Here is a 23,925-nt window from a genome sequence, read left to right as displayed (position 1 = left end):
GTTACCTCCGGGCCGGTCGGATGTCGGTGCGGATGTAGTCGGGTGGGGTGCCGAGCGTGGCGACGGCTTCGGAGAGGCAGCGCCACAGCGCCCACGCCTCGTCGGGGGTCAGGGACATCCGTCGCCGGCCCGCACCGACCGCCAGATAGACCGGGTACGGGTCGGGCCGTTCGGGGTCGACGCGGACGGAGACGGCGGTGGTCGGTTCGGGGGTGCGGAGCCGGTAGAACCGCCGGCCGTTCGGAGTGGCGGTCACCGCGGATCACCCCCGTTCTCCCGGTCGAGCAGGTTGCGCAGCGCGTCGGGCAGCAGCGGCCCGGACGGCTTGCGGGGCATCGGAATGCGTACCGGTTCGGTGGCGGTTTCCCGGCCGACCTGGGCGAGGATGTCCGACGCGTCGACCGGCGCCGGGTACTGCCGAGCCATGTCGCGGATGTCGTCGTCGCCGATGTACGAGAACCGGACGCGCAGGGGTTCGGGGGTGCCGTCGAGGATCACGTACCCGACGCCCTTGGCCCAGCGGGGCATCTGGTCGGCCAGGGCACCCCGGTTACGGGCGCCCTCGCCCAACACGAGGTCGACCTGTGCCGCCTCCGTGAGGCCGAGCGCGATGCGGGTCGGGAACAGGTCCCGGAACGGCAGTACCTCCTTGCGTGGGTCCTGCAACGCGGCCACCACCAGGACCCCGACCCCGGCACCCTGGGACAGCAGCAGCCCGAGCGAGCCGGCGATGCGCTTTCGGAGGTCGACGTCTTGCAGGTACGCGGTGAGTGCGGCCATCTCGTCGACGACGACCACGACCAGAGGGTCAGCTTCGGTCGGGGTGTGCACCCGGACCGTGCCGGCGAGCCGGGTCTGACGTTCCCGCATGACCGTCACGGCCTCGTCGAGCAGGTCCGCCATAGCCTCGAAGGACTTGCAGGCGAACCGGGCGAACAGCGGCCGGCCCATGGCGAACTCCATTCCGCCCTTGGGGTCGATCACCCAGAGCCGGACCAGGCCGGAGGTGATGCCGCCGGCCAGTGAGCGGACCAGCGACCACAGCACCGAGCCCTTGCCGGAGCGGGTGGCGCCGCCGATGAGGACGTGCGTGGCGAGCAGGTGCAGGGACCAGGTGCCCAGGTCTTCCCGCCGAGCCAGCGGCAGGGCGGTGAAGTCCGGGACGGCCGGAGCCTCGAAGGGGGCCACGACCGGTCGCAGGGCGTCGGTGCGGACGAGCACCAGGTGGACCACGGTCGGCCGGTCCCGGAATCGCACCCGGTCCACCCACCCCAGCACCAACGCCCAATAGCCGGTCCGGTTCGGTGGGTCGTCGGGTCGCTCGGAGTAGACGCGGGCGTGCCGCCGGCCGAAGGCGTACGCGAGGTTCGCGGTGACCTTCTGGAAGTCGGCCGGGGTCTGCCCGCGGACCATGCGGATGGTCAGCACGTCGAGGGCCTGATCCGAGCGCACGCGCAGCAGTTCGGGCAGGACGGGCCGATGGTCGTACGTCTCGACGAGACCGCACAGGGTCATGGCCTCGCCCCACGCCCGCCGGTACACGAAGACCTGACGGAACCGGCCGAGCAACGGCCCCGCGCACCACCGCCACCAGGACGCCTCATCGCGCCACCGCCACACGGCCGACACCGCCGACGCCAGGACCAGCGGAACGACCAGACCCGCCCAGCCGTAGTCGGCGTAGAGGACGACGGCGAGCACGGCCAGGCCCACGGTGACCGGGTGGCGCAGGCACCACCAGCAGGCCAGGGCGAGCCACCGCAGCATCAGGCCGAGCACGACCACCCACATCGGCAACTTGAACCGCTTCGGCCGGATCACCATCAGATCCCCGGCGGTCACCATCACTACTCCCCCACGGGGCCGGCGGATCATCGCGCACCCCGCAGCGATACGAACCGGCCCGACGAGTCGCGGACCGCGGGAAGGGGAAGAACAAGCTGCCCGACGCAGAGCGGGCAGCGGTCAGCCGCGCCGCCGGCCGGGTCGAACCGGGACTGACACACGCCGCACCGAGACCGGACCTGGGCAGCCGAACGCCTACGCTTGGACACGTCACTACCTCTCTCGACAGAGCAGGGGGAAGAGACAGAGGGCGGGGCTGCCGTCCGCCAAGACCTGACAGCCCCGCCCCACCAGATGCGGCTACGCCGCCGCCTTGCCGGCCACGCCCGCCGGGGCACGCATCCCGGTCGCCCGCAGCGAGTACGCCATCCGACCGTTGTTCGACACGTACGGCGTGACCGTCATGCCCTCGAACTCCACCGCCTCGAACGGGGCGCCCGTCGGCGGAACCGGCTGGTAGTCCGCCGAGATCTTCACCGTCGTCTCCCGGGAGCGCTTGCCAAGCTCCGGGTCGAGATCCATCACGCGGACCTGCCACACACGCTGGCCGGTCAGCTTGTCCTTCGCCGGCGACCGGCGACCCGTCTTCTCGTCGTAGTCCTCGACCTCGCCCAGGGACTCGGGGACCAGGGCGCATCCCGCCGGGAACACGTCCTCACAACGCACGGCGAACCTCGTACCGCCACGCAGAGCCATCGCTCAACCTCCAGGTTGTTAACTTGTCTGCCAAGTTGAGACTCCAAGGTAGACGGCACTTGGCAGACAAGTCAACAACCCACTTCGCCCGACTCGGGGCGTATTCGTAATGATTTGCTCTTAAATAATGGGCATCAGAACCCAACCCGTAACGCGACGAAAAATAAATGCACAACACCGTGTAGTGCTTTTATTTAGAGCGGTGTAGCATTTGGGGGTTTGCATTCACGGCGCACCCAGGGTATCTTTCTGGCAAGCTGCGCAGCACATAAGCCCTTCCCCATCCAAAGGGAGAAAATTATGCTTTCCTTGAACGTGTCACTGAAAATCTCGCGAGCGGTTTTCGGCTGCATTGCGATGGCTTTGCTGGTTGCGCTCCAGCTGATTTACCTAGCTGGATAGACCCTCCGTCGATGGGCTCACTCGGAGGAGATGAATAGGGCTACCACTCCCGGGGTAAGAGCCCAACATGGCTGAAGGGAAGCAGGCTGCGAGCGTTGATGAAGGGCATGCCCGCCCGCATGGACTCGACGATAAAACCGTTGAAGCCTTGGGTGAGCTGAGTAAAGCGCTGGAGACGATCCACCGTGTACGGGGGCACCTGTATTCGGCTCACCAGCTCGTCGGCGGTGCGGATCTCACCCTTGACCGCGTGGTAAAGCTGCTTCGCGAGGCCGGGCACGGCGCGATGGCCGACCGGGTCGAGCACGAACTGTTGGGGCGCAACGTGCTACCGGGCCGGTGGACGTTCCAGATCATGGAGGAGTTCGACGACGGCTACTACGCCGCGTTCCAGGAGATCGAGCGGGACGCGCGGAAGAAGCTGGCCGGAGGACGGCGGCACATCTACGAAGCAGAGATGAAGGAACGGCGGCGCACCCACGGGATGCCGGGGCACGAGGCTACGCCGGAGGCGTGAGCGGCAACCCGTCAGGCAGCATCGAGGCCAGGGCGTTGGCTCTGGCCTCGATGATCTTCATTCGTCCCTGATACTCCGCAGGTTCCCGGTGTGCGGGCTGGCTGGTGACCTGGCCGGGCCACTTGCGGTAGAGCAGGCCGTATTCGCGGGTGAAGTAGCCCTGGCTGACCGCGTTCGCAGCGAGCAGAAGGCCGGTGTCCTCGGAGGCCGGTAGAGCCATCCAGCCGCCCAGGGCGAAGACGAGATCCCGCCGCAGGCAGAGCGTCGCCGGATGCACCGACGCCCGGTAGCCGTTCGCCTGCCAGAACGATAGGACCGACCCGCGGTCGACGACCCCACCGGCCGGGTCTTGGTCCCATCCGGCCGTCGACCCGTCGGGCAACAGATCGAGTACCCGCGAGGTGGCCCAGCCGATCTGGGGATGCGCCTCGAACGCGGCGATATCCCGGGCGAGCGCGCCGGGGGTCAACTGGTCGTCGGCGTCTAAGACCTTGATGAGTTGCCCGGAGACTCGGGAAAGCGCGAGGGTACGAGCCACGCCAGGCCCACCGGGACGGCCGGTGCCGAGACTGATCCGGGGATCGTCGGGCAGCGCGTCGACCAGGGCGCCTGTCTGCCCGTCCTCTTGGACGAGCCATTGCCAGTCCCAGCCGTCGGGCATCTCCTGCTTGGCCAACGACTCGTAGGCGCCCCGAAGAAACTCGATGCTGGGCGCGTGGACCGGGGTGATGACCGAGACGAGCTGCGTCAAGTTTTCCACCGTTGGAGTTTGTGGGAGTAGACAAGCTCGGTGCGGTCACCCGGCATCACGACGTCGGCGACCTCTACGACCCGGCCGGTGGTGTCGATGGAGGTCTTGCGCACGGTGAGGACGGAGACGCCCGGGTCGATGTCCAGCAACTCGGCCTCGTCGGGCGACGGCGGACGCGCGCGAATCTCGTCGTCGATGCGGTCCAGCTCGATGCCGAGGGTGTAGAGCTGGTGCTGCGTGCCGCCCGGCCACGGTTCTTTGCCCTCGTCGAGCAGGTCAGGGTTCGGGGCCACCAGGTCGTACGGCAGGTAGGAGTACGACACGGTAAGCGGCGCGTTCTCGTGCCGGGAGGATGTCCAGTAGACCCGGCGCAGCAGCGGCGTACCCGGCTCGACGCGCAAGGCCGCGGCCATCTCCTCATCAGCGTTCACGCGGGAGTATTCAGCGTGGAACTTCAGATCATCGACGGTCAGGCCGGTATCGTGCTCGGTGGCGCCGGTCTTCAGCCGCTCGGCCTCGTCGAGCAGGACCCGATCCTTCTCCCACTGGTACCGCTCGGTGTTGCGGCGGCGTACGCGTTGGCGGGGTGCCCGCACGTAGGTGCCGCGCCCCTGCTCCGCCCGAACCAGGCCCCATTCCCGGAGCTGCCGGATGGCGTTGCGGACGCTGGTGCGGGACAGGCCGGACGACTCGGCCAACTCGGTCTCGCTTGGCATCAGGATGCCCGGTGGCAGCTCCCCGCTCATGATCTTCGCCCGCAACTCCTCCGCGAGTTGCAAGTAACGAGGGCGCCAGTCCCGGCTATGCACACCGGTCACCGTACCCCCTAGACGTTCCAACGTCTGCCAGGTGGTCCCCCCAGCGGGCCGCTCGGGAACCGGAGGGATCACTACCGCCGCTCGCGGTGACTGGCTGCGGCGAGGGCCGGGAGTACGAGGGCCGGCTACGCCCTGCCGGCTGTTGGTGTTCACCGCGACTCCCCCGCCCGTCCGTGTCGGCCCACCGGTGCCAGCATCGCTAGGCGGGCCTGCGTCAGCTCGTCAACGAGCCGGTCCACCTGTGCCGGCGACAGGAGCACGGTCTGCGTGGCTCCATAGCGGGTCGCGTCGAGCTTGACGGCCAGGTCCCGTCGCGCGAACCGGTCGACGAGCAGTTGAACGGTGACCCAGCCGGTCCGCTCCCGCCCGATGGTGGACGGCAATCCCCGGTGCATCGGGTCGTTTGGTCCGCAGCCCCGGCACCACATCGGGCACACGACCGGCACGATCGAGGACAACGGCTGACGCTCCGTCATGGGTTGGCCCTCACTCATCGTCGGCCCCCTGCTGGCCGCCAGCTTGCTTCAAAAGCCCGCGGAGATGCTCGACCAGCTGGGCGACCTGCGGCAACGGCAACTCCGCCCAGCCCATCCCGGCCCGGCACATCGCGTGAACCGCGATCAAGGGCGCCGTGGCGTCGGCACCGATGAGGTACGTAACGATGACCCCGCTCGCCCTGGTGTCACCGACCCGGTACATCGGGCCCCGATGGCGGCGGGCCATGTGCGTCATCAGCGGCGGCACCATGTGACCGCAGCGATCCGGGGCACACCAGTCCGGGTGGCTCGTGACGTCAGCCGACTTGCTCGTGCGGCTCACCGCGGCCACCGCCCACCATTGCCCCGGTAGAGCTGCGCCCGCGTCATCGGTGGCGCGTACCGCAGGGCGGGCAACTCCCGCGTCGGCCCAGAGGGCCACCGATGCGAGGGCGAGACAGAAGCAGGCCGGGGACGCGACAAAGCGTTAAAGCTGGTGGCCCGGGTCGACGGGCGCCACCAGGACCGCCAGGACGAGAACCAGCGGCGCCGACGATGAGAGCCGGACATGACACCTCCACAGGTAGGCGGGGACCGGTGGCCAGCTACGGGGGAATGCAGCCGGCCACCGGCCCGAATGAAGACACGGCGCCCCGTCCGACGCAGACGGGTCGGGTATCGCCGAGCCCACTTGTACGCGCGGCTACCGAAACCGGTCCGACAGGACGCCGCGCGTCAGGTGCGACCAGGGCCGGCGCGGCACCACCCCTGATACGAGCCGTCACCCTGGCCACACATTGGGAAACGTACCTACAAGTAGACGTGTTGTCTACACGTCGAAATGGGCCACTTGGTTGGCACTTGGTAAGACAAGTGCCAGGTACGGTGGGCCAGTGCCCACCCCGCACCACGGACAGCCTCGTTACCGGTTTATCGCCGACGAGCTGCGAGAGCGAATCGAAAGCGGCGTCATCCCGCCCGGCACCCTCTTGCCCGCAGAGAGCGTCCTCACAGCCGAGTTCCGCGCAGCCCGCGGCACGGTTCGGAAGGCAATAGCTGCTCTGCGGGAGGAAGGCCTAGCCGTCACCGAACACGGCAGGGGCACGTACGCGAAGGCTCATACCTACAACCATGCTGACCAGCCGGAGAGGAGGCAGCAGAAGATACTCGCCGACACGCACCTCGCGGCCCTGTTCGAAGTTGAGGTCGGAACGGCGCTGGTTGAACGGGTAACCGTCATCCGGCGGGGAGAGCAAGTCGAGAAGGTCATCAGGACCTACTGGCCAGGCCCCACCGACCTGTAGCCGCCGGAGCGCAGCTTCCACACCTTCCAAGCGGCCCGCTCCGCAGGCCGTCGCGCCGCCCAGCCGGACCGGGCCGGAGCTCCGGCGCCGATGCCTCTGCCGTGCCTGGGCAAGGTTGGTCAGACGCGGGGAGTGCTCCACCCACCCCAGCCCATACCCCTGTCCGCTCACGGCGTGGACGAAGGCTGGCCGGATGACAGGTTGGCATTGTGGGAGTGACATGAAAGGCCGCAAGTTTCGGCTCAGCCCGCAGGTCGCACCGCTCGCAGCAGCGCACCGCCCAATCGGACGCAACGGCGAGCAACGAGGCACTCTGGCGTCAGCGTGACTCGCCGGGACGGTCCTCGACGACCACCCGGTCTACCGGCTATACATGCTTCGAGGGCTGGTTCGATCGGCTGGATATGATCTTCAGGGGTGTGTCCGGCAAGATGACGACCCTGCCTCCAACCTGCGCATCGATCGAGCCAAGGCAGTAGGAAAGGGAAGCCCCCATGAACCGCCACTCCAGGACGTCTCCCCTGCCTGCCCCGGAGACCGATTCGGAGCCCGCCGCAGCCAGACCGAACCTTGGCGCTGTGTCCGTCACCCAGCTTGAAGACTGGGAGCGCGACTTACTCGACCCTCAACTCACCTTCACACCCGGTGACGCCCGCAAGACTGGCCTTCCAAAAGACTCAGTCGACCTGATCGTTACATCACCGCCATACTGGAACAAAAGGGACTACGGACACTCGGATCAGATCGGGCAAGAGGCGACGCCCGAGGCGTATGTCCACGCAATGCTCGAATGCCTTGAGGAGTGGAAACGTGTTCTCCGGCCACACGGCTCGGTCTTCCTGAACGTCGGCGACACCTATTTTAAGAAGTCGCTGCTCGGCATTCCCGGCCGCATCGAGTGGGACGCAATCAACAACGGCGGTTGGCTAGTTCGCAACAGGATCATTTGGGCTAAAGAGTCCGGCATGCCAGATCCAGCGAAGAACCGGCTTGCCAACCGCCACGAGTACATCATCCACTTGACTCCGCGCCCAGACTATTACTATGACCTGGTCGGGTACTCGGAGTCAGTCGGCAATGGCGCCAACCCGGGTGACGTTTGGTTGATCAACCCTGAGCGCAACATGGGTGAGCACCTTGCCCCGTTCCCACGTGAGATAGTGCGCCGGGCAATCATGCTGGCCGCGCCGCCGCAGGTCTGCGCGACCTGCAACGTGCCGCGTCGCCGAGTGATCGAGCGCACAGCCGACCTCGATCCAACGCGCCCGCAGGCGAAGCGGGCGATGGAACTGGCCGAGAAACACAAATTGACGCCAGATCATATCCGCGCGATCCAGGCTTTCGGCGTCTCAGATGTCGGCAAAGCCACTAAATTTCAGAGCGGCACCGGGCGTAACAGTCTGGAAGTGCAGAGGCTTGCGATGGAAGCGAAGGCGGTGCTCGGTGGCTACTTCCGCGAATTCACCTTCGCCAAGAAGCGCACGGTAGGCTGGACTGACTGCGGGCACGGCACACCCGCACGCGGCGTAGTCCTTGACCCCTTCGCTGGCACTGGGACAACCCTGAAAACCGCAAATGCAGAAGGCCGTGACGCGGTCGGTGTCGATCTAGTGCCCCTGATGAATCAGGCCGAAGTCGGCGGCTGACCGGCGGGCAGCCCGGCGAGGCCGGCCATGGTCGACGCCATGTCGGCCAGTGCCTCATCAGTGCCGTCATCCGTAGACAGATCAAGCCTGTAGTCGTATACGTCGACGGAGCGCACTCGGCCGACGTAGACGAGCCCCTTCGTACCCTTAAGCCAGGGGTGGATTAACACGGTGAAGTTGAGGCCATAGCGCAAAGCGTAGGTAACTGCCTGCTCGACCTCATCACGCTCAGGTAGGACGTCTTCCGCTTTTGCATTCTTACCGTGAACTGTATTTTTAACCTCGGCAATGAGCCGAAAACTGCCATCGAGTCCCCGCAAAACGACGTCAGGCTGCGCCTTTCCCGGATCAACGCTAGCGAGCGCGTTAATGGGCGTTCCGAGGGGCGATGGCAGAGGGTCTGGTACATCGTACAGGTCGACTCGGCCCTCGGCATTTCCGTCGAGGACCTCCACCGGCCAATATTGTCTTGCTGCATGTTTCGCTAAGCTGACACGAACAAAGTTCTCGAACAGCTTGTTGGTATCGATGAGAAGCGAACTTAATCGCACGTCGGTGCCGCCAAGTTCTAGCGAAATGCCGGTGCCACGGAGGATTACGACCGACAGGTCTAGCGCCGATCGGTAGTAGGCGCGTGGGTCGGGAAGCGACGTCAGACCGAGCACCATTGGGTCGTCGAGGAACCGGTAGTTGGTGTCTTCGCCCACTTCCTCGAAGGCGAGTAGCTGTCCAGCTAGTCGGGCGATCTTTGCGCGATCACCCTTCCGCGGCTTCGCCTTTGACTTGGTCAGATAGGCGTGGACCGCCTCCATCGCCGCCTTGATGCAGCGGTTGGCCGGGATGTCGACGGTGCGCTCGAACCACGAGTAGGCGGCTTTGTTCGGCACCCCACGCGCGGCGAAGCGCTGCATCGTCTGAGTGAAGTCAATTCGGCCGTGTGGAAAGTGGCCTTCATCTTCGCAGCGCTCATACGACCGCATCACGCCGGCATCGAGTAGCTCATCCAGGTAGTCGAGCAGTGCGTCGGCGTAGACGTCCATCGCCCAGTCGTCGGCAGTGCCGCGACTGGAGTACTCCCGGAAGGCGGATAGAGCCAGTACGTCATGCCCAGTCTCGATCACCATGCGCGTCAAGTTGGCGATCGGAACGCGAGGCTTGACGCGGACAATGACGCGGTCGTTTAGGGGGATGACACCGACGTACGACGTGGCCTGGAGCCGAAGCACGCCCTTACGGAAGTTCGCCCGTAGGATATCGCGTCCGTCGATCTCCGAGTTCAAAACCAAATGATGGTCGCTATTCAGCCAGAGCGCCGCGTCGATCTCGATGCTGTCATGTTCGGCACACTCCACGATTACTAGGTTCGCAGCTGCTTCAGTCACTTCGGCGGCTCAGGTGACAGCTGGCCGGTCGGCGCCGGTGCCGGTGCCGGCTCCGGCGTTGGGAAGATGTGTGTCCACGCCGTCTCCAGATCGGCCCGGGTATTCTCGTCGCGGCGAAAAGCTCGCTGTACGAGGTACTTTAGCTGGTACTCCCAGATGTCTCGAAGGGATGCTTCGTCCGTCGCAGTGGAGAAGTAGGCGTGTCCTACTGCGGCGGCAGGATTTTTCCGGGCATGCCCGTTGATCCGTCCGAACCAGCGGATCACCCCTGCCTTGAGTTCTTCCTCCATCCCGTTGCCATCCAGCATCTCCACCAGAACGTCTTTGTCCGGATCCATCGAGATCTTGGCGAAGCGCCGCTCGAAGGCAGCGTCGACTTCATCTACTCCTCGATCGAAGGGATTCATCGTCGCGAGAATGATTAGATTGGACGGCACCCTAACCTCTTCACCGTTGGCGATCGTGAAGGGCAATTCGCGCTTACTGCGTTCGACGTATGTCAGCGCCTCGCCGAACACCCTCCCGACGTCGGCGCGGGACAACTCATCGATGACAAGGACGTAGGTGTTGTCTCGGTCCCCATTTGCGGCATGCGCCAGGCTGAGAAACGGACCCTTCTTGAAGCCAAAACCGCCTTTCTCAGGAGACAGCCCAAGCATGAAATCTTCGTATTGATAGCTGGCATGAAACTGAACAAATGCACAGCGATCCTTTTCGCCACCTGCAATCGCCTGCGCCGCAGCGTGCGCAAAGAACGATTTCGAGGTTCCCGGCGGACCAGTGAGGATCACGCCGCCGTAGATGCCGGCGAGGCGGGCGATTTCCTGTACGCGGGGATGATCGCCAGTGATTTCCGGCGCGTCCGGAGCGGAGGAGGCATGGCTAGTCTCCGCCTTCGCCATTGGGCCGATCCCCAGGTCGTCGGCGGTTAGCGTTCGGACTCTGGGCACAAGTTTCTCAAGCATTGGCCCCCCCGATCAAGAAGTATGGGTGACAGAAAAATCTGATTGTGCGAACCATTCGAAATTAACGCTGGCTGGCACATCGGTCTTGAATAGGGTCTCGAACTCCTCCTCCGCATCATCAGGATAATCGAACCTCAACCGAAACGCTGCGATCAGGTCGGTGGGAGCTGGAGCGCCTGAGATAATGAAGCCGTCGTTGCGTAGAAAATAGGCTCCCAGCGCGAGCGCCGAGACCGGCGTTTCGTACAGCAATTCGCGCAACGCTCGGTCGACGTGATCCACAGGAAGTGTATATCCGCCGGTCGAGAGGCCCATCCATCCGCCACCCTTAAGGCGGAAGATTGAGCCTGGCGACCAACTGCCAGGAATGTTCTCCGCGCGCCAGAAGCTAGGCAATAATTCCCCTGGCTTTCGCTTCCCGCGGTCGATCAGCGGGAAGTAGTACGGCTTCGTTGGGTTGCCAGGCATCCGGATTAGGGCAAGCAACTCGTCTGACGACGCAGATGCCTCGCCCAGCTTCCCTGCTCGCTGTTGCTTGCGCAGATGGAGATACATTACGAACGTCGGGTGCAGCCGCTGGGACGCGAGAGTCTCAATCCCCCAGCGCACGGCTTCGGCTGTCAGGACGTGCGTCGGCGTGTGTTCGCTGTCAGGCACCCGATGAGCCTAGCGATGCGTCCACAGTTACCCCAGCCTCACATAGGCCACACCTGAGCGTCGTAAGCCCGGCCGACGTGCCCGTCTCGTGCCCGACCGAGCGGCGAACAGCGGATACCCAGTGCGCACGTCCGTCTCGCTGCCACGCCCGATCCCCTGGGTTGTGCAGGTACCCGCACCCACTCAAGCCATTTTCCATGGCGACAGTGGAGACCTTCCAAGCTGACGGCACGGTGCGGCCTTGCAGGTAGCCGCGCGAAGCCGCGGTCAACGTGATGCCGACTGGAACCGGTGTCTAGGCATATGTCCAGGCATGTCTAGTCCCACCACATGCTTGACGGATCCGTCCCAGGACATGCTTGTCAGTTGACCTAGATAGTTGGTACTGCCTCGCGGGGTCGTTGTCGTAGCCGAGACGAGAGAGGATTTCGTGATGGGTGTCGATCCCGCGTTGAAGGTTGCTCTGCACCAGCTCCGCGCCGTGCGGTCGCAGCGGCCGGCTGATGCTGCTGGTCCCTGCGTGTTCGCCGGTTGGCGGGATGGCATGGCTGATGTCCTGGATGCGCTGGCCGAGGTCTTGCCCTTCGAGGAGGACCGAGTCCGTGCTCGGATGGAAGCAGACGCTGCTCGTGTCGCGGCAGCAGAGCTGCGTGCATCGGCCAGAACGTCGCATGACAGTTGATTTAGACATTGAGGGTGACCTTGCGGGGCCGGCTTGCTTTCAGGTTCCGGACCGGCTGGTCGGTGGTGCGTCGGACGGTGCGGATGCCGTCGTCGCAGGCGATGGCCAGTTCGGTGTCGGTGACGTCGATGGTGACGGTCTTGCCGGCGTGGACGCGGCCGAGGGCGACCTTCTGCCCGACGACCATGACGACGCCGCTGTTGGAGGCTCGGCGTTGGACCTGCACGGGTCCGGTCGCGGGTTGTGGGGGTGGTCCGGCGGGTCGGGCGCCGCGCAGCCGGGCCACCTCGGCAGGGGTGAGCGGGTTGGATCGGGTGCGTAGCAGCTGCCGTGTGTCGAGGTCGAAGAAGCTCAGCGTCTTGTCGTCGACGCGGATGCCGACGCGTCGGCCGCCGAGGATTTCGGCGGCCAGGACGATGTGTTGTCCCAGGGACACGTGGCCGCCGCGGCTGATGGTCCGGTCGACCTCGACCGCTTCACCCGGTGGCGCTGGCGGCAGAGGCGGTTCACCAGCTGGCCGCCCACCTTGCCGGAGCAGGCCGGCGAGGTCAGCGACGGACAGGTGTGAACGCACGGACTTGATCCGGGCGCCGGCGATGAGCAGGTGGATGACGTCGGTGTCGGCCCAGAACGTCACCGTCACGCCGGAGCGGGCCGGGCCGAGCCAGAACTGCTTTCCCGCCACCTGCAGGTTTCCCGACGGTGGCACGACCCGCTCGAACTCCACGGCCCCCGGCACCACCGGCATCGGCGCCGGGACCGGCGGCGAGGCGAGGGTCTGGTCGACCGGCTCGGTGAGCCGGGCAGGTAGCTTCACCGGCACCACCTGCTCCGCAGCGAGGACGGGGGTGAATCGGTCGGCCGGGAAGGCCATGTCCAGGGACTGGTGCGGCCGGTCGGTGTTGTATTCGTGCCGGAAGACGTCCACGGCCGCCTGGACAGTGTCCAGGTCGGGCCAGACAGGCACCTCGTCGAGGAGTTCCCGGCGCAGGGTCTGGTGGAACCGTTCCACCTTCCCGGTGGTGGTCGGGGAGGCGGGTCGGGTGAGCCGGTGGATGATGCCGTTCTCTCGGCAGATCCGGTCGAACATCACCTCTCCGCCCTTGCCGAACCGGTCGGTGAACTGCTTGCCGTTGTCGGTCAGCACTTCCTCCGGCACCCCGAACCGTTGCAGTGCGTCGGCGAAGGCGAGGCAGATAGCCCGGCCGGTGGCCCGCCTGACGACTTGGGCGATGACGCAGAACCGCGAATGGTCATCGACCCCGGTGACCACCTTGGCCTCGGCGCCGTCGGCGAGCATGATCCCGCCGACGATGTCCATCTGCCACAATTCCATCGGCCGAGCCCGCTGCCACCGCACATAGTCCTTACGGCTCCGACGCCTTTTGGCCGGTTCGATCAGGCCGTGGCGAACCAGGATCCGATACACCGTCATCCGCGACGGCACCGGCTCTGCACAGCCATGCCGACCCAACTCGAACGCGATCCGACGCGACCCCCACCGCGGATGTTGCCGGCGCAGCTCACACACCAACGCCTCCACCTCCGCCGACGCCTGATGCGCACATCCCTGCGGCCGGCGCGACCGGTCCTCCAGACCCGCCAGCCCCACCTCGGCATACCGCGCAAGCCAGGAATGAACCGTCTGCCGCGACACCCCGATCCGGGCCGCCACCTCCACCACCGGGTCTCCGGCCTGCACCGCCAACACCGCCCGATACCGCTGCTCCACGATCGACAACTCCACCAGCGCCAATCCCGGCCTCCCACCCCGCGATGCCCGCAACCATCACGCGATGAAGAAGCCGGATAATGATCATGTCAAGCATCTGGTGGGACGCGAGGGTCAAGCATGTCCCGTGACAGGACAGGCATATGTCCAGGCACCTTTGCCGAATTGGTCTGTTCTGGATCAAGGCGCCGCGCTCCGCGCGGCGCGGGGGCGGTGAGCCGGCCGGCGGCAAGCCGCCCCGGCTGCCTTCGGCGCCGGGGCGGAGAGCCACCGACTGCCGCCGGACCGCCGCCCCCGAGAGCGGAACGATCACGGCCAGGCGGTACGGAAGCCGAATGGGTCGACCTGGTCGAGGGTCAGGGCTTCCGGCTGCCGCGCCAGTCCAACCCCTGGACTGGCTTGCCCCCGGCCTACCTCCCGCAGTCACCGACACGCCAGCGCGGAGCACTGAGCCGGTCGCTAACGCACGGCCCACGCCACCCCGCCAACCGCCACCAGCACGGCCAGTTCCCAGCCCCACAGGAGCCCTCAGAGGCAAGATCGACCCGCCCACGATCTGCCCACAACCAGTCGTCAACGGCTGGACCCAGCCGGACTCGGCCAGACAAACGACAACGGCCCCCGATCAGCATTCCTGCTGGTCAGGGGCCGTTGGTGCTCCTGGTGGCGGGTAGAGGATTCGAACCTCTGTAGCTTTCGCGACGGATTTACAGTCCGCTCCCATTGGCCGCTCGGGCAACCCGCCAGGGCACCCCACCGCGTCGTAACGCGGCAGCGGAAGCAAGGATAGCGGCTCACCCCGGCATCGGCGCAACCGGGTACCGTCAGGGGGTCGTACCGCTGGTCAGCGGGGGACGAAGGACCACAGACCGCCGGACAGCAGGAGCATGAGCATGGCAGCGAACCCGTCGTTCGACATCGTGAGCAAGGTCGACCGCCAGGAGGTCGACAACGCTCTCCGTCAGGCGGAGAAGGAGCTCGCGACGCGGTTCGACTTCCGGGGCACCGGCGCCGAGATCTCCTGGTCGGGCGAGGAGGCGATCAGCCTCCAGGCGGAGACCGAGGAGCGGGTGCGGGCGGCACTGGAGGTCTTCAAGGAGAAGGTGATCAAGCGGAACATCTCGCTGAAGTCGCTGGACGCCGGTGACCCGCGCTCGTCCGGCAAGATCTTCAAGATCGACTGCAAGGTGATCCAGGGCATCGACTCGGACAAGGCCAAGGCGATCAGCAAGAAGATCCGCGACGAGGGCCCGAAGGGCGTCCAGGCCCAGATCCAGGGCGACCAGCTCCGCGTCACCGGCAAGAAGAGGGACGACCTCCAGGCCGTCATCGCGCTGCTCAAGGGCGAGGACTTCGGCGTCGCCCTCCAGTTCACCAACTACCGCTGACGATGACCGGTCGGCCCCGCCGCGGTGGGGCCGACCGGGTCAGAACCCGTAGGCGTCAGGCCGGCAGCAGCTCCTCGGTGCGTACCGCCGTGGTCTCCGCGCGGGAGATGGGCCCGGCGGGCAGGGCCGCGACCCCGGCCCCGACGGCGACCGCGGCCCCGGCGAAGACGAACGCCCAGGGCACCCCGCCGCCGTGGTCGACGATCAGGCCAGCCCCCGCGCCGCCGGCGGCGCTGGCCCCCACCGACATGGTCACCACCCAGGTGTACGCCTCGTTCAGCATGCTGGTCGGGGAGATCCGGCCGACCAGGGTGTTCTCCAGGGTGAGCGCGGGCGCGATCATGGCGCCCCCGATCACCAGGGCGGTGCCCAGCGCCACCGGCGTGGGCATCACCGCGAAGACGGCGAAGCTGGCGGCCACGCCGCCGAGCAGCAGCGAGAACTGCCGGGTCATGTTCCGCGCCGGCTTGCGGACGCCGAACCAGAAACCGCCGACGGCGCTGCCGACGCCCCAGACGGCCAGCAGCACCCCGGCGAGGCTGTCGGGGTCGTCGGACGTGTAGGCGGTGGCGAACGCCGGCACGGTCACGCCGGCCGCGCCGAAGGCGATGCCCAGGCTGGCGACGCAGAGCAGCAGTGCCGGGAAGCCGGGCACGCGCAGCGGGCCGAGCCCTCTGGTCTGGTGCTCGCGCGGGTGCGGCTGCCAGCCGCGCATGACCCGGCCGAGGGCCACCGCCATGGTGCCGGCCAGGGTCACCACGGCTGAGCCGACCAGGGCGGCACCGGCGTCGGCGAACAGGATGAAGCCGGCGACCAGCAGCGGACCGAGCACGAAGACGATCTCGAAGAGGGTGGTCTCGGCGGCGAGGGCGGTGTTGCGCAGGTGCCACCGGCCGGACGACGGCGAGGTCAGCTCGTTCCAGGCGCCCCGGATCGCGGCGGTCAGCGGCGGGTAGGTGGCGCCGGCGATTCCGGAGGCCACGAAGACCAGCGTCAGGCTGCCGGCGTCGGAGCGGGCGGACCAGAGCAGGCCGAGCAGGGCGAACGGGTGGGCGATCGCGGTGCCGACGAGCACCGGGGTGGGACCGATCCGATCGGCGATCCGGCCGGCCACGGGGCTGAGCGCGGCGCCGGAGAGGGCGTAGATGCCCCCGGCGACGGCTGCCAGCGAGTAGCGGCCGGTGACCTGCTCGACGACCAGCAGCAGCGCCAGCGGCGTCATGCCGATCCCGAGCCTGCCGACGATGCCGGTGAGCAGCAGCATCGGCGCTCCGGGAATCCGCCAGACGCCCAGGTACTGGCGCAGTGCGGCCACGGTCGACCTCCAGGGGATGTAACGAGCGGGGAACCTTTCGACCCTAACGCCGCCGGAGGCGTGGAAGGAACGGTTAACGCGCTCACACGGCGTTCCGCCCGTGTCCGGCTGACCGGACACGGGCGGAAAGGTGATCAGCGCCTCAGCGCTGGAACTGCACGGGGCCGCTGTTCGCGGCCATCCGCTCCAGCCGGGTGACCCGCTCCTCCATCTTCGGGTGGGTGGAGAAGAGCGCCGCCACGCCGCCGCCCTTGAACGGGTTGGCGATCATCAGGTGAGCGGTGCTGGTGAGCTGCCCCTGAGCCGGCAGCGGCCGACGCTGGGCACCCATGTGGATCTTCCGTAGGGCGCTGGCCAGGGCCAGCGGGTCCTTCGTGAGCCTGGCCCCGGAGGCGTCCGCCTGGAACTCCCGGCTGCGGCTGATCGCCAGCTGGATGACGGTGGCCGCGATCGGCCCCAGGATGATGGTGAGCAGCAGCACGGCCGGGTTCGGGGAGTCCTCGTCGTCGCCCCCGCCCAGCGGGATGAACCAGGCGATGTTCGCCAGCATGGTGATGATGCCGGCCAGACCGGCCGCCACGCTGGAGATGAGGATGTCCCGGTTGTATACGTGCGACAGCTCGTGCCCGATCACGCCCCGCAGCTCCCGGTAGTCGAGGATCTCGGTGATCCCCTGGGTGACGCAGACGGCCGCGTGCTGCGGGTTCCGCCCGGTGGCGAACGCGTTGGGCTGCGACGTCGGGCTCACGTAGAGGCGCGGCATCGGCTGCCCGGCCTCCGTGGCCAGTTCGCGCACCATCCGGTACAGCTCGGGGAACTGTGCCTCGCTGACCGGTTGCGCCCGCATCGAGCGCAGCGCGAGCTTGTCGGAGTAGAAGTAGGTGACGCCGTTCATGAGCAGCGAGACGACGACGGCGATGACCAGGCCGCCACTGCCGCCGAACCAGTAGCCCACCGCCAGGATCAGCGACGTGAGCAGGCCGAGCAGCGCGGCGGTCTTCAGACGGTTGTGGTGCACGATCACTCCTTCGGTGCAGCACGGATCGCTCGGGATCCGCTGACCGGTTCAACAACCCGGTACCCGCCAACCATCCGTCTCATGGCTGTGAGTTGCCTGAGATGTCCGAAGTGCCCGTCGGGACTGAAGCCCCCGAAGACGGGAAGACCGTCCGACGCGAACCGTCGCGTCAGCGGGCGGCGACGTCGAGCACGAGCTGCGGGGCGAAGCCGAGCACCAGCGCCGCCGCCGTCGCCACGGCCAGCACCACGCCGACCGTCCGGGCCCGCACGGGGGCCACGTGGGCCACGGTCGAGATGCCGTCAGCGGCGGCGCCCACCGCAATGGCCGAGCCCTCGGCCGGCGCGGCCCACAGGGCGGCGGTGAGACGCAGGTAGTAGGCCAGGCCGATCACCGCGTTCACGGCCACCACCACGGCCAGCCAGCCCGCGCCGCCGTCCAGCAGCGAACGGACCACGGTCACCTTCGCGAAGAGACCGGCCAGGCCCGGCGGCAGGCCGGCGAGCCCGATCAGCGCCAGCCCGAGCGCCGCCGCCCGCCACGGGTGGCGCCGGGCCGCCCCGCGCAGGTCGTCGACCGTGCCGCCGTCCGCGCCCGCCGGGCGCAACGCCACCACGGCCGCGAAGGCCGCCAGTTCCAGCACCACGAAGAAGACGGCGTACGCCACGGCGGCCGCGTACGCGGCGGTGCGGGCGTCGGCGGTGCGCCCGGCGGTCAGCGCCAGCGCGCCGAGCGGGGCGAGGATGTAGCCGGCCTGGGCGACCGAGGACCAGGCGAGCAGCCGGACCGTACGCCGCTGGCGCAGCGCCACCAGGTTGCCGACGGTCATCGTCAGCACCGCGAGCAGGGCGAGCACCGGACCGGTCACGTCGGCGGGCAGCGCGTGCTGCACCACGGCGAGCAGCGCCACCACGCCGCCCAGCTTGGAGGCGGTGGACAGGTACGCCGCCACCGGCAGCGGCGCGCCGTCGTAGGCGGCCGGCGCCCAGGCGTGGAACGGCACCGCCGCCACCTTGAACGCCAGCCCCAGCACCACCAGCGCCACGGCGGCGGTGGTCAGGGGCAGGTCGAGCAGGTCCGTGCGGTCGGCGAGGATCGCGCCGATCCGGCCAAGGTGCAGCCCGCCGGTGGCCGCGTAGAGCAGCGCCGCCCCGAGCAGCGTCAGCGTGGTGGCGACCACGCTGACCACGAAGAAGGTGACGGCCGCCTCGGCGCTGGCCAGGTTGTCCCGGCGCAGCCCCACGAGGACGTAGAGCGGCAGGGTGAGCGTCTCCAGCGCCACGATCAGGGTGATCAGGTCGCCGGCCGCGCCGAGCACCACGCCGCCCGTCATCGAGCAGGCGAGCAGGAAGCAGTACTCGCCCGCCGGCGACTGCCCCGCCCGCAGCAACGGGCCGGACAGCGCGAGCACGCCGAGGGTCAGCAGGGCGACGACGACGGCGACCAGGGCGGCCCGGCCGCCGAAGACGTACGAGCAGTCGGGTCCGACGCAGAACGTCCGCCGCTCGCTCCCGGCGCCGACCAGGGTCGCGCCGAGCGCCGTGGCCGCCGCGCCGACCGCGGCCGTGGCCAGCGTGACCCGGGCGCGGGCCACCAGCAGGTCGGCGAGCAGCACCAGCACGGCCGTGCCGGCGGCCAGGTACGCCGGGAGCAGCGCCACGTTGTCGACGCTCTGCACCACGCTCATGCCGGCACTCCGCTCCGCTGCGTGCCGTCATGAGACATCAGCGCACAAATCCCGATGATTCGCTCGCTCCGCACGCTCATGTCGATATCCCGTCACGTCCGTACCGCCGACCCGGATCGCTCACCGCAGCACCTCCACGAGGGCGTCGACGGGGGCCTCGGCGACGCCGAGCACCAGGGTCGGGGCCAGGCCGACCGCGAGGGCGAGCAGCACCAACGGCGTCCACGCGAGCAGTTCCGCGCCGGCCAGGCCGGGGGTCAGCCGCCCGACCGCCGGGCTGGGCCGCCCGTGCGTCACCCGCCGCAGCAGCCGCAGCAGGTACGCGGCGGTGAGCGCCCCGCCGATCGCCGCCAGCACGCCCAGGGTGGTCCAGAGCGCCCCGCCGACCTCGACGGCGGCGACCACGGCGAACGCCTCGCCCCAGAAGCCGGCCAGCCCGGGCAGGCCGAGCGAGGCGACGGCGGCGAAGCCGAGCAGCCCGGCGAGCCGGGGGGCGGTCTCCCGCAGCCCGGACAGCTCGTCCAGCGACCCGGTGTGCGTACGGTCCTTGACCGCGCCGGCGAGGAAGAAGAGCAGGCCGGTGATCACCCCGTGCGCGACGTTGCCGATCAGGGCCGCCTGGATGCCGGTGGTGGTGAGCGTGGCGACCCCGAGCAGCACGAAGCCCATGTGCCCCACGCTGGAGTACGCGATCAGCCGCTTCAGCTCCCGCTGCGCGAGGCAGACCAGCGACCCGACGAGGATCGCCGCGACCGCCAGCACGCCGAGCACCGGGGCGGCCCAGCGGGCGCCCTCGGGGGCCACCCCGACCGCGATCCGGACCAGCCCGTACGTGCCCATCTTGAGCAGCACCCCGGCGAGGACGACGCTGCCGACGGTGGGCGCCTGCGTGTGCGCGTCGGGCAGCCAGGAGTGCAGCGGCCAGAGCGGGCTCTTCACCGCGAAGGCCAGCGCCAGCAGCGTGAACGCCGCGAGCTGGGTGCCCCGGGACAGGCCCGTGCCGCCCGTGAGCGCCACCACGTCGGCCGTCCCGGCGGCGGCCACCACCACGAACACGCCGACCAGCAGCAGCACCGAGCCGAACAGCGTGTAGAGGGCGAACTTGCGCGCCGCCCGCCGCCGGTCCGCGCCGCCCCAGCCGGCGATGATCGCGTACATGGGGAGCAGGACGACCTCGAAGAAGACGAAGAAGAGCACGAGGTCGAGGGCGAGGAAGGTGCCGAGGATGCCGACCTCGACGACCAGCAGCAGGGCCACCAGGGCCCGCCCGCTGCCGCCGTCGGGCACCTTCCACAGGGTGTAGGCGCAGCAGAGCAGGGTGAGCAGGGCGGTCAGCACGACCAGCGGCCAGGAGATGCCGTCCACGCCGAGGTGGAAGCGCAGGTCGAGGCCGGGCACCCAGGGCAGGTCGAGCCGGTGCCAGGGGCGCACGGCGGGGGTGTCGGCCGCGTAGCTGGTCCAGCCGCGGTCGCCGAGGAAGAGCAGCGCGGCGGCCACCAGGGTCAGCGCGGCGACGACCGTGCCGACCGCCCGGGCCGCCCGGTCCCGGGGCGTCGCCGCCACCGCGAGCGCACCGAGCGCCGGCAGCGCCAGCACCGCCACCAGCAGGAACTCCCCCAACCTCATGCGGCCACTCCGATCACGACGGCCGCCAGGCCGATCAGCAGCGCCCCGGCGAGCACGCCGGCCGCCGCGCGCGGCAGCGCCGCGCGGTGCAGCGACGCCAGGCCGCCGCCGAGGCCGAGCGCGGCCCGGCCGCTGCCCTCGACCGCGCCGTCCACCACCACCTCGTCGGCGGTACGCGTGGCGCGGGCCAGCGCCTTCGCCGGGCGTACGACCAGGGCACGCTGGACGTCGTCGAGCCGGAACGCGGCGGCGAAGACCGGCCGCAGCGGACCCAGCGCGGTCGCCGGGTCGGCGGCCGGGTCCCGCAGCCAGCGCAGCCAGGCCAGCCCCGCCCCGACGACCAGCAGCGCCAGCGGCAGCAGCAACTCCGGGCCGACGTGGATCAGCAGATGCTCCGGCGCGCTGGCGGTGGGCGCGAGCAGCAGCCGGCGGGCGAATGCCCAGTCGAAGCCGGCGAGGCCGAGCAGGGCGGCCGGCACGGCGAGCAGCAGCACCGGCCAGCGCATCACCGCGGGCGGGTCGTGCGGGTGCGCCAGCGGCATCCGCGTCTCGCCGAAGAAGGTGCGCAGCAGCAGTCGGGTGGCGTACCAGGCGGTGACCGCGACGCCGACCAGCCCGGCCAGCCAGACCAGCCAGCCGACCCAGGCCGGGGCCGGACCGGTGCCGTGCAGGGCGGCGTCCTGGGCGACGGTGAGCACGCCGTCCTTGCTCCAGAAGCCCGACAGCGGCGGCACCCCGGCCAGCGCCCCGAGCCCGATCACCGTGCACCAGAAGGTGACCGGCATGCTGCGGCGCAGCCCGCCCATGCGGGACATCAGCGTGGTGCCGACGGCGTGGATCACCGCGCCGGCGGCGAGGAACAGCAGCGCCTTGAACGCGGCGTGGGTGAGCAGATGGAACAGGGCGGCCGGGGTGGAGCCGACCGCCAGCGCGCCCGTCATGTAGCCGATCTGCGAGACCGTCGACCAGGCCAGCACCCGCTTGAGGTCGTCCTGGGCGGTGGCGGCGAACGCGCCGAGCAGCAGGGTGACCGAGGCCATGACGCCGAGCACGGCCAGCGCGGCCGGGGTCACCTCGAACAGCGGGTAGAGCCGGGTGACGGCGTACACGCCGGCGGCGACCATGGTGGCGGCGTGGATCAGCGCCGAGATCGGCGTCGGACCGGCCATCGCGTCCGGCAGCCAGGTGTGCAGCGGGAACTGGGCGCTCTTGCCGGCCACCCCGGCGAGCAGCAGCAGGCAGGCGGCGGTCAGCGTACCGGTGGCGTGGTCGTGGGCGAGCACGTCGGCGATCCGGAAGCTGCCGGCCGAGACGCCGAGCAGCGCGATGCCGAGCAGGAAGCCGACGTCGCCGACCCGGGTCACCAGGAACGCCTTCATGGCGGCGGCCGGCGCCTCGGGCAGCCGGCGGTCGTGGGCGATGAGCAGGTAGGAGCAGATGCCCATCACCTCCCAGCCGACCAGCAGCAGGATCAGGTCCCCGGCGACCACCACCAGCAGCATGGCGGCGGTGAAGAGGCTGATCTGCGCCGCGTACGGCGGGTAGCGGTGGTCGGTGTCGACGTCGTCGTGCGGGCCCCGGCGCAGGTAGCCGACCGAGTAGACCTGCACGGCCAGGGCCACCGCGGCGACCGCGACGGCGACCAGCGCGGCGGCGGAGTCCAGCCGTATCCCGAGGCTCACGGTCAGCCCGCCCAGGTCCACCCAGGTGGTGGACGCCTCGGCGGGCCGGTCGAGGGTGACCAGCAGGGCGACGGCGAGCGCCAGCGCCCCGGCCGCCCCGGCCACGCCGAGCGCGATCGCCACCCGCCGGGCCGGGCCCCCGTCCGTCCCGGCGTCGCGCGGCGCCGGCGGCAGCAGCAGACCGAGCAGTCCCGCCACCAGCGGTACGGCCGGCAGCAGCGCGCCGAGCAGGGTCGTCGTGCTCACCGCTCCCCCTCCGGGCGGTCGGCGGCCCCGGGCCGGGCATCCGTCCCGGCAGCGGCGCCCGGGTCGGCCCCGGCAGTGGCGCCGACCGTGACCGGCCCGGCCAGAGGCGCGCCGGGCAGCGGCTCGGTCAGCGGCACCTCGTCGACGGCGACGGTGGCCCGCAGCCGGTAGAGCTGGAGCACGATCGCCAGGCCCACCCCGATCTCGGCGGCGGCCAGCACGATCACGAAGAGCGCGAAGACCTGCCCGCCGTGCGGCAGTTGGGCGCGCACCGTGGTGTCGGCGGTGACCAGGATCAGGTTGACCGCGTTCAGCATCAGCTCGACGGCCATCAGCACCAGCACCGCGTTGCGCCGGCGCAGCACGCCGTAGACGCCGAGGCCGAACAGCAGCGCGGCGGTGACGTACGGGATGACGGGTCTCACCGCGACCGCCTGCCGTCGTCGTGCGGCTCCGCGCCTGCGACGGCCCTGCCCGACCGGTCGGCGCGGGACCTGCCCGCGTCGGGCCGGTCGGCGGGTGGGTCCCCGGCCCTCGGCCGGCCGATGTCGGGTCGGGAGATCACGATGGCGCCGACCAGGGCGGACAGCAGCAGCACCGAGAGCACCTCGAAGGGCAGCACCCAGCTACGGAAGATCTGGTCGCCCAGGCGTTCCGCGGTGCCCGCGTCGGGCAGCTCCACGGCCGTCCAGCGGTACGCGTCCACCAGCAGGGCGGCCAGCCCGAGCCCGGTGCCGCCGCCGATCAGCGCCGCCGCCCAGCCCGGCCGGTCCAGGTCGTCGGAGGCGCCGATCGGGGCGCGGGTGAGCATCACCGCGAAGAGCAGCAGCACGACCACCGCGCCGACGTAGATCAGCACCTGCACCCAGGCCACCAGCTCGGCGGTGAGCACCAGGTACATCCCGGCCAGCGCACCGAGGCAGAGCACCAGGTAGAGGCCGGCGCGCACCAGGTGCCGGGTCGCCACCACCAGCACCCCCGAACCGACCGCCAGCGCGCCGAGGGCGAGCAGCAGCACGTCCGCACCGGTCATGCGCCGGCCTCGGGCTCGGGGCGTACGGCTGGGGCGGCGGGACGGGCGGCGGGCGCG

General features: G+C 69.1%; 23 protein-coding genes and 1 tRNA gene. 5 read left to right on the top strand and 19 right to left on the bottom strand.

Going from position 1 to position 23,925, the window contains the following annotated elements; all coding sequences use genetic code 11:
* Position 1: 1 nt before the first annotated feature.
* The 3 genes from F6X68_RS08990 to F6X68_RS08980 form a co-directional block, all read right to left on the bottom strand.
* Entirely contained in the window at positions 2 to 256 is a 255-nt protein-coding gene (locus tag F6X68_RS08990; RefSeq protein WP_151453819.1) for a hypothetical protein, read from the bottom strand.
* Positions 253 to 1,845 (bottom strand): FtsK/SpoIIIE domain-containing protein, encoded by a 1,593-nt coding sequence (locus tag F6X68_RS08985; protein WP_151453818.1) that lies wholly within the window; start codon positions 1,843 to 1,845, stop codon positions 253 to 255. Before F6X68_RS08985 ends, F6X68_RS08990 begins: the two co-directional genes overlap by 4 nt.
* Positions 1,846 to 2,145: 300 nt before the next feature.
* On the bottom strand, positions 2,146 to 2,541 hold the full coding sequence (locus tag F6X68_RS08980) for a transcriptional regulator (protein ID WP_151453817.1): 396 nt from the start codon (positions 2,539 to 2,541) through the stop codon (positions 2,146 to 2,148).
* A gap of 469 nt (positions 2,542 to 3,010) precedes the next feature.
* Between F6X68_RS08980 and F6X68_RS08975 the strand changes: the two genes are divergently transcribed.
* On the top strand, positions 3,011 to 3,460 hold the full coding sequence (locus F6X68_RS08975) for a hypothetical protein (protein ID WP_151453816.1): 450 nt from the start codon (positions 3,011 to 3,013) through the stop codon (positions 3,458 to 3,460).
* Here F6X68_RS08975 and F6X68_RS08970 read toward each other — a convergent pair.
* The 4 genes from F6X68_RS08970 to F6X68_RS34110 all read right to left on the bottom strand — a co-directional run bounded on the left by F6X68_RS08970 (position 3,444) and on the right by F6X68_RS34110 (position 5,848).
* Positions 3,444 to 4,220 carry a glycosyltransferase gene (locus F6X68_RS08970; protein WP_225852093.1) on the bottom strand — a complete coding sequence of 259 codons (777 nt, stop codon included), beginning with the start codon at positions 4,218 to 4,220 and terminating at the stop codon, positions 3,444 to 3,446. The genes F6X68_RS08975 and F6X68_RS08970 overlap by 17 nt on opposite strands.
* A complete protein-coding gene (locus tag F6X68_RS08965) occupies positions 4,208 to 4,990 on the bottom strand; it encodes a GntR family transcriptional regulator (RefSeq protein ID WP_255474719.1) in 783 nt (260 codons plus the stop codon). The genes F6X68_RS08970 and F6X68_RS08965 overlap by 13 nt, the downstream gene beginning before the upstream one ends.
* Before the next feature lie 188 nt (positions 4,991 to 5,178).
* Entirely contained in the window at positions 5,179 to 5,505 is a 327-nt protein-coding gene (locus tag F6X68_RS08960; protein ID WP_225852092.1) for a precorrin-4 C11-methyltransferase, read from the bottom strand.
* 10 nt (positions 5,506 to 5,515) lie between these two features.
* Positions 5,516 to 5,848, bottom strand: a complete 333-nt coding sequence (locus F6X68_RS34110) for a hypothetical protein (RefSeq protein WP_225852091.1) — start codon at positions 5,846 to 5,848, stop codon at positions 5,516 to 5,518.
* 550 nt (positions 5,849 to 6,398) lie between these two features.
* On the opposite strand from F6X68_RS34110, the gene F6X68_RS08950 reads away from it, so the two are divergent.
* Positions 6,399 to 6,809, top strand: a complete 411-nt coding sequence (locus tag F6X68_RS08950; protein WP_192581336.1) for a GntR family transcriptional regulator — start codon at positions 6,399 to 6,401, stop codon at positions 6,807 to 6,809.
* A gap of 578 nt (positions 6,810 to 7,387) precedes the next feature.
* Positions 7,388 to 8,455: a site-specific DNA-methyltransferase gene (locus F6X68_RS08945; protein WP_225852090.1), complete on the top strand. Its 1,068-nt coding sequence runs from the start codon at positions 7,388 to 7,390 to the stop codon at positions 8,453 to 8,455.
* On the opposite strand, the gene F6X68_RS08940 is transcribed toward F6X68_RS08945, so the two are convergent.
* The 3 genes from F6X68_RS08940 to F6X68_RS08930 all read right to left on the bottom strand — a co-directional run bounded on the left by F6X68_RS08940 (position 8,434) and on the right by F6X68_RS08930 (position 11,459).
* Positions 8,434 to 9,807 carry a hypothetical protein gene (locus F6X68_RS08940; RefSeq protein ID WP_192581335.1) on the bottom strand — a complete coding sequence of 458 codons (1,374 nt, stop codon included), beginning with the start codon at positions 9,805 to 9,807 and terminating at the stop codon, positions 8,434 to 8,436. The genes F6X68_RS08945 and F6X68_RS08940 overlap by 22 nt on opposite strands.
* A gap of 26 nt (positions 9,808 to 9,833) precedes the next feature.
* The gene (locus tag F6X68_RS08935; RefSeq protein WP_225852089.1) at positions 9,834 to 10,739 is read right to left on the bottom strand and encodes an McrB family protein; all 906 of its coding nucleotides are present in this window, start codon (positions 10,737 to 10,739) and stop codon (positions 9,834 to 9,836) included.
* A gap of 75 nt (positions 10,740 to 10,814) precedes the next feature.
* Positions 10,815 to 11,459, bottom strand: coding sequence for a hypothetical protein (locus tag F6X68_RS08930; RefSeq protein WP_151453809.1), 645 nt, complete (start codon positions 11,457 to 11,459; stop codon positions 10,815 to 10,817).
* Between the two features lie 433 nt (positions 11,460 to 11,892).
* On the opposite strand from F6X68_RS08930, the gene F6X68_RS08925 reads away from it, so the two are divergent.
* On the top strand, positions 11,893 to 12,141 hold the full coding sequence (locus tag F6X68_RS08925) for a hypothetical protein (protein WP_151453808.1): 249 nt from the start codon (positions 11,893 to 11,895) through the stop codon (positions 12,139 to 12,141).
* Position 12,142: 1 nt separating this feature from the next.
* On the opposite strand, the gene F6X68_RS34835 is transcribed toward F6X68_RS08925, so the two are convergent.
* Both F6X68_RS34835 and F6X68_RS08915 read right to left on the bottom strand, forming a co-directional pair.
* Positions 12,143 to 13,882, bottom strand: a complete 1,740-nt coding sequence (locus F6X68_RS34835) for an IS481 family transposase (protein ID WP_370518922.1) — start codon at positions 13,880 to 13,882, stop codon at positions 12,143 to 12,145.
* Positions 13,883 to 14,534: 652 nt separating this feature from the next.
* Positions 14,535 to 14,618: transfer RNA gene (locus F6X68_RS08915), tRNA-Tyr, on the bottom strand.
* Between the two features lie 148 nt (positions 14,619 to 14,766).
* Between F6X68_RS08915 and F6X68_RS08910 the strand changes: the two genes are divergently transcribed.
* Complete coding sequence (locus F6X68_RS08910; RefSeq protein ID WP_089003198.1) at positions 14,767 to 15,261, top strand: YajQ family cyclic di-GMP-binding protein; 495 nt, start codon at positions 14,767 to 14,769, stop codon at positions 15,259 to 15,261.
* A gap of 55 nt (positions 15,262 to 15,316) precedes the next feature.
* On the opposite strand, the gene F6X68_RS08905 is transcribed toward F6X68_RS08910, so the two are convergent.
* From F6X68_RS08905 to F6X68_RS08875, 7 genes are all read right to left on the bottom strand, one after another.
* Positions 15,317 to 16,576, bottom strand: coding sequence for an MFS transporter (locus F6X68_RS08905; RefSeq protein WP_151453806.1), 1,260 nt, complete (start codon positions 16,574 to 16,576; stop codon positions 15,317 to 15,319).
* 142 nt (positions 16,577 to 16,718) lie between these two features.
* The gene (htpX, locus tag F6X68_RS08900; protein ID WP_151453805.1) at positions 16,719 to 17,594 is read right to left on the bottom strand and encodes a zinc metalloprotease HtpX; all 876 of its coding nucleotides are present in this window, start codon (positions 17,592 to 17,594) and stop codon (positions 16,719 to 16,721) included.
* Between the two features lie 169 nt (positions 17,595 to 17,763).
* The gene (locus F6X68_RS08895; RefSeq protein WP_151453804.1) at positions 17,764 to 19,281 is read right to left on the bottom strand and encodes an NADH-quinone oxidoreductase subunit N; all 1,518 of its coding nucleotides are present in this window, start codon (positions 19,279 to 19,281) and stop codon (positions 17,764 to 17,766) included.
* 120 nt (positions 19,282 to 19,401) lie between these two features.
* Positions 19,402 to 20,907: a NuoM family protein gene (locus F6X68_RS08890; RefSeq protein ID WP_151453803.1), complete on the bottom strand. Its 1,506-nt coding sequence runs from the start codon at positions 20,905 to 20,907 to the stop codon at positions 19,402 to 19,404.
* The gene (locus F6X68_RS08885; RefSeq protein ID WP_151453802.1) at positions 20,904 to 22,835 is read right to left on the bottom strand and encodes an NADH-quinone oxidoreductase subunit L; all 1,932 of its coding nucleotides are present in this window, start codon (positions 22,833 to 22,835) and stop codon (positions 20,904 to 20,906) included. Before F6X68_RS08885 ends, F6X68_RS08890 begins: the two co-directional genes overlap by 4 nt.
* Positions 22,832 to 23,260 (bottom strand): NADH-quinone oxidoreductase subunit NuoK, encoded by a 429-nt coding sequence (gene nuoK / locus F6X68_RS08880; protein WP_151453801.1) that lies wholly within the window; start codon positions 23,258 to 23,260, stop codon positions 22,832 to 22,834. The genes F6X68_RS08885 and nuoK overlap by 4 nt, the downstream gene beginning before the upstream one ends.
* Positions 23,257 to 23,868, bottom strand: coding sequence for an NADH-quinone oxidoreductase subunit J (locus F6X68_RS08875; RefSeq protein ID WP_151453800.1), 612 nt, complete (start codon positions 23,866 to 23,868; stop codon positions 23,257 to 23,259). The genes nuoK and F6X68_RS08875 overlap by 4 nt, the downstream gene beginning before the upstream one ends.
* Between the last annotated feature and the right edge of the window lie 57 nt (positions 23,869 to 23,925).

Origin of the sequence: Micromonospora sp. AMSO12t, from assembly GCF_008806585.1 — a bacterium.
GTDB classification, from domain to species: Bacteria; Actinomycetota; Actinomycetes; order Mycobacteriales; family Micromonosporaceae; genus Micromonospora; species Micromonospora reichwaldensis.
The sequence above is the reverse complement of the archived record's forward strand: the minus strand, read 5'-3'. Positions and strand labels throughout refer to the sequence as shown.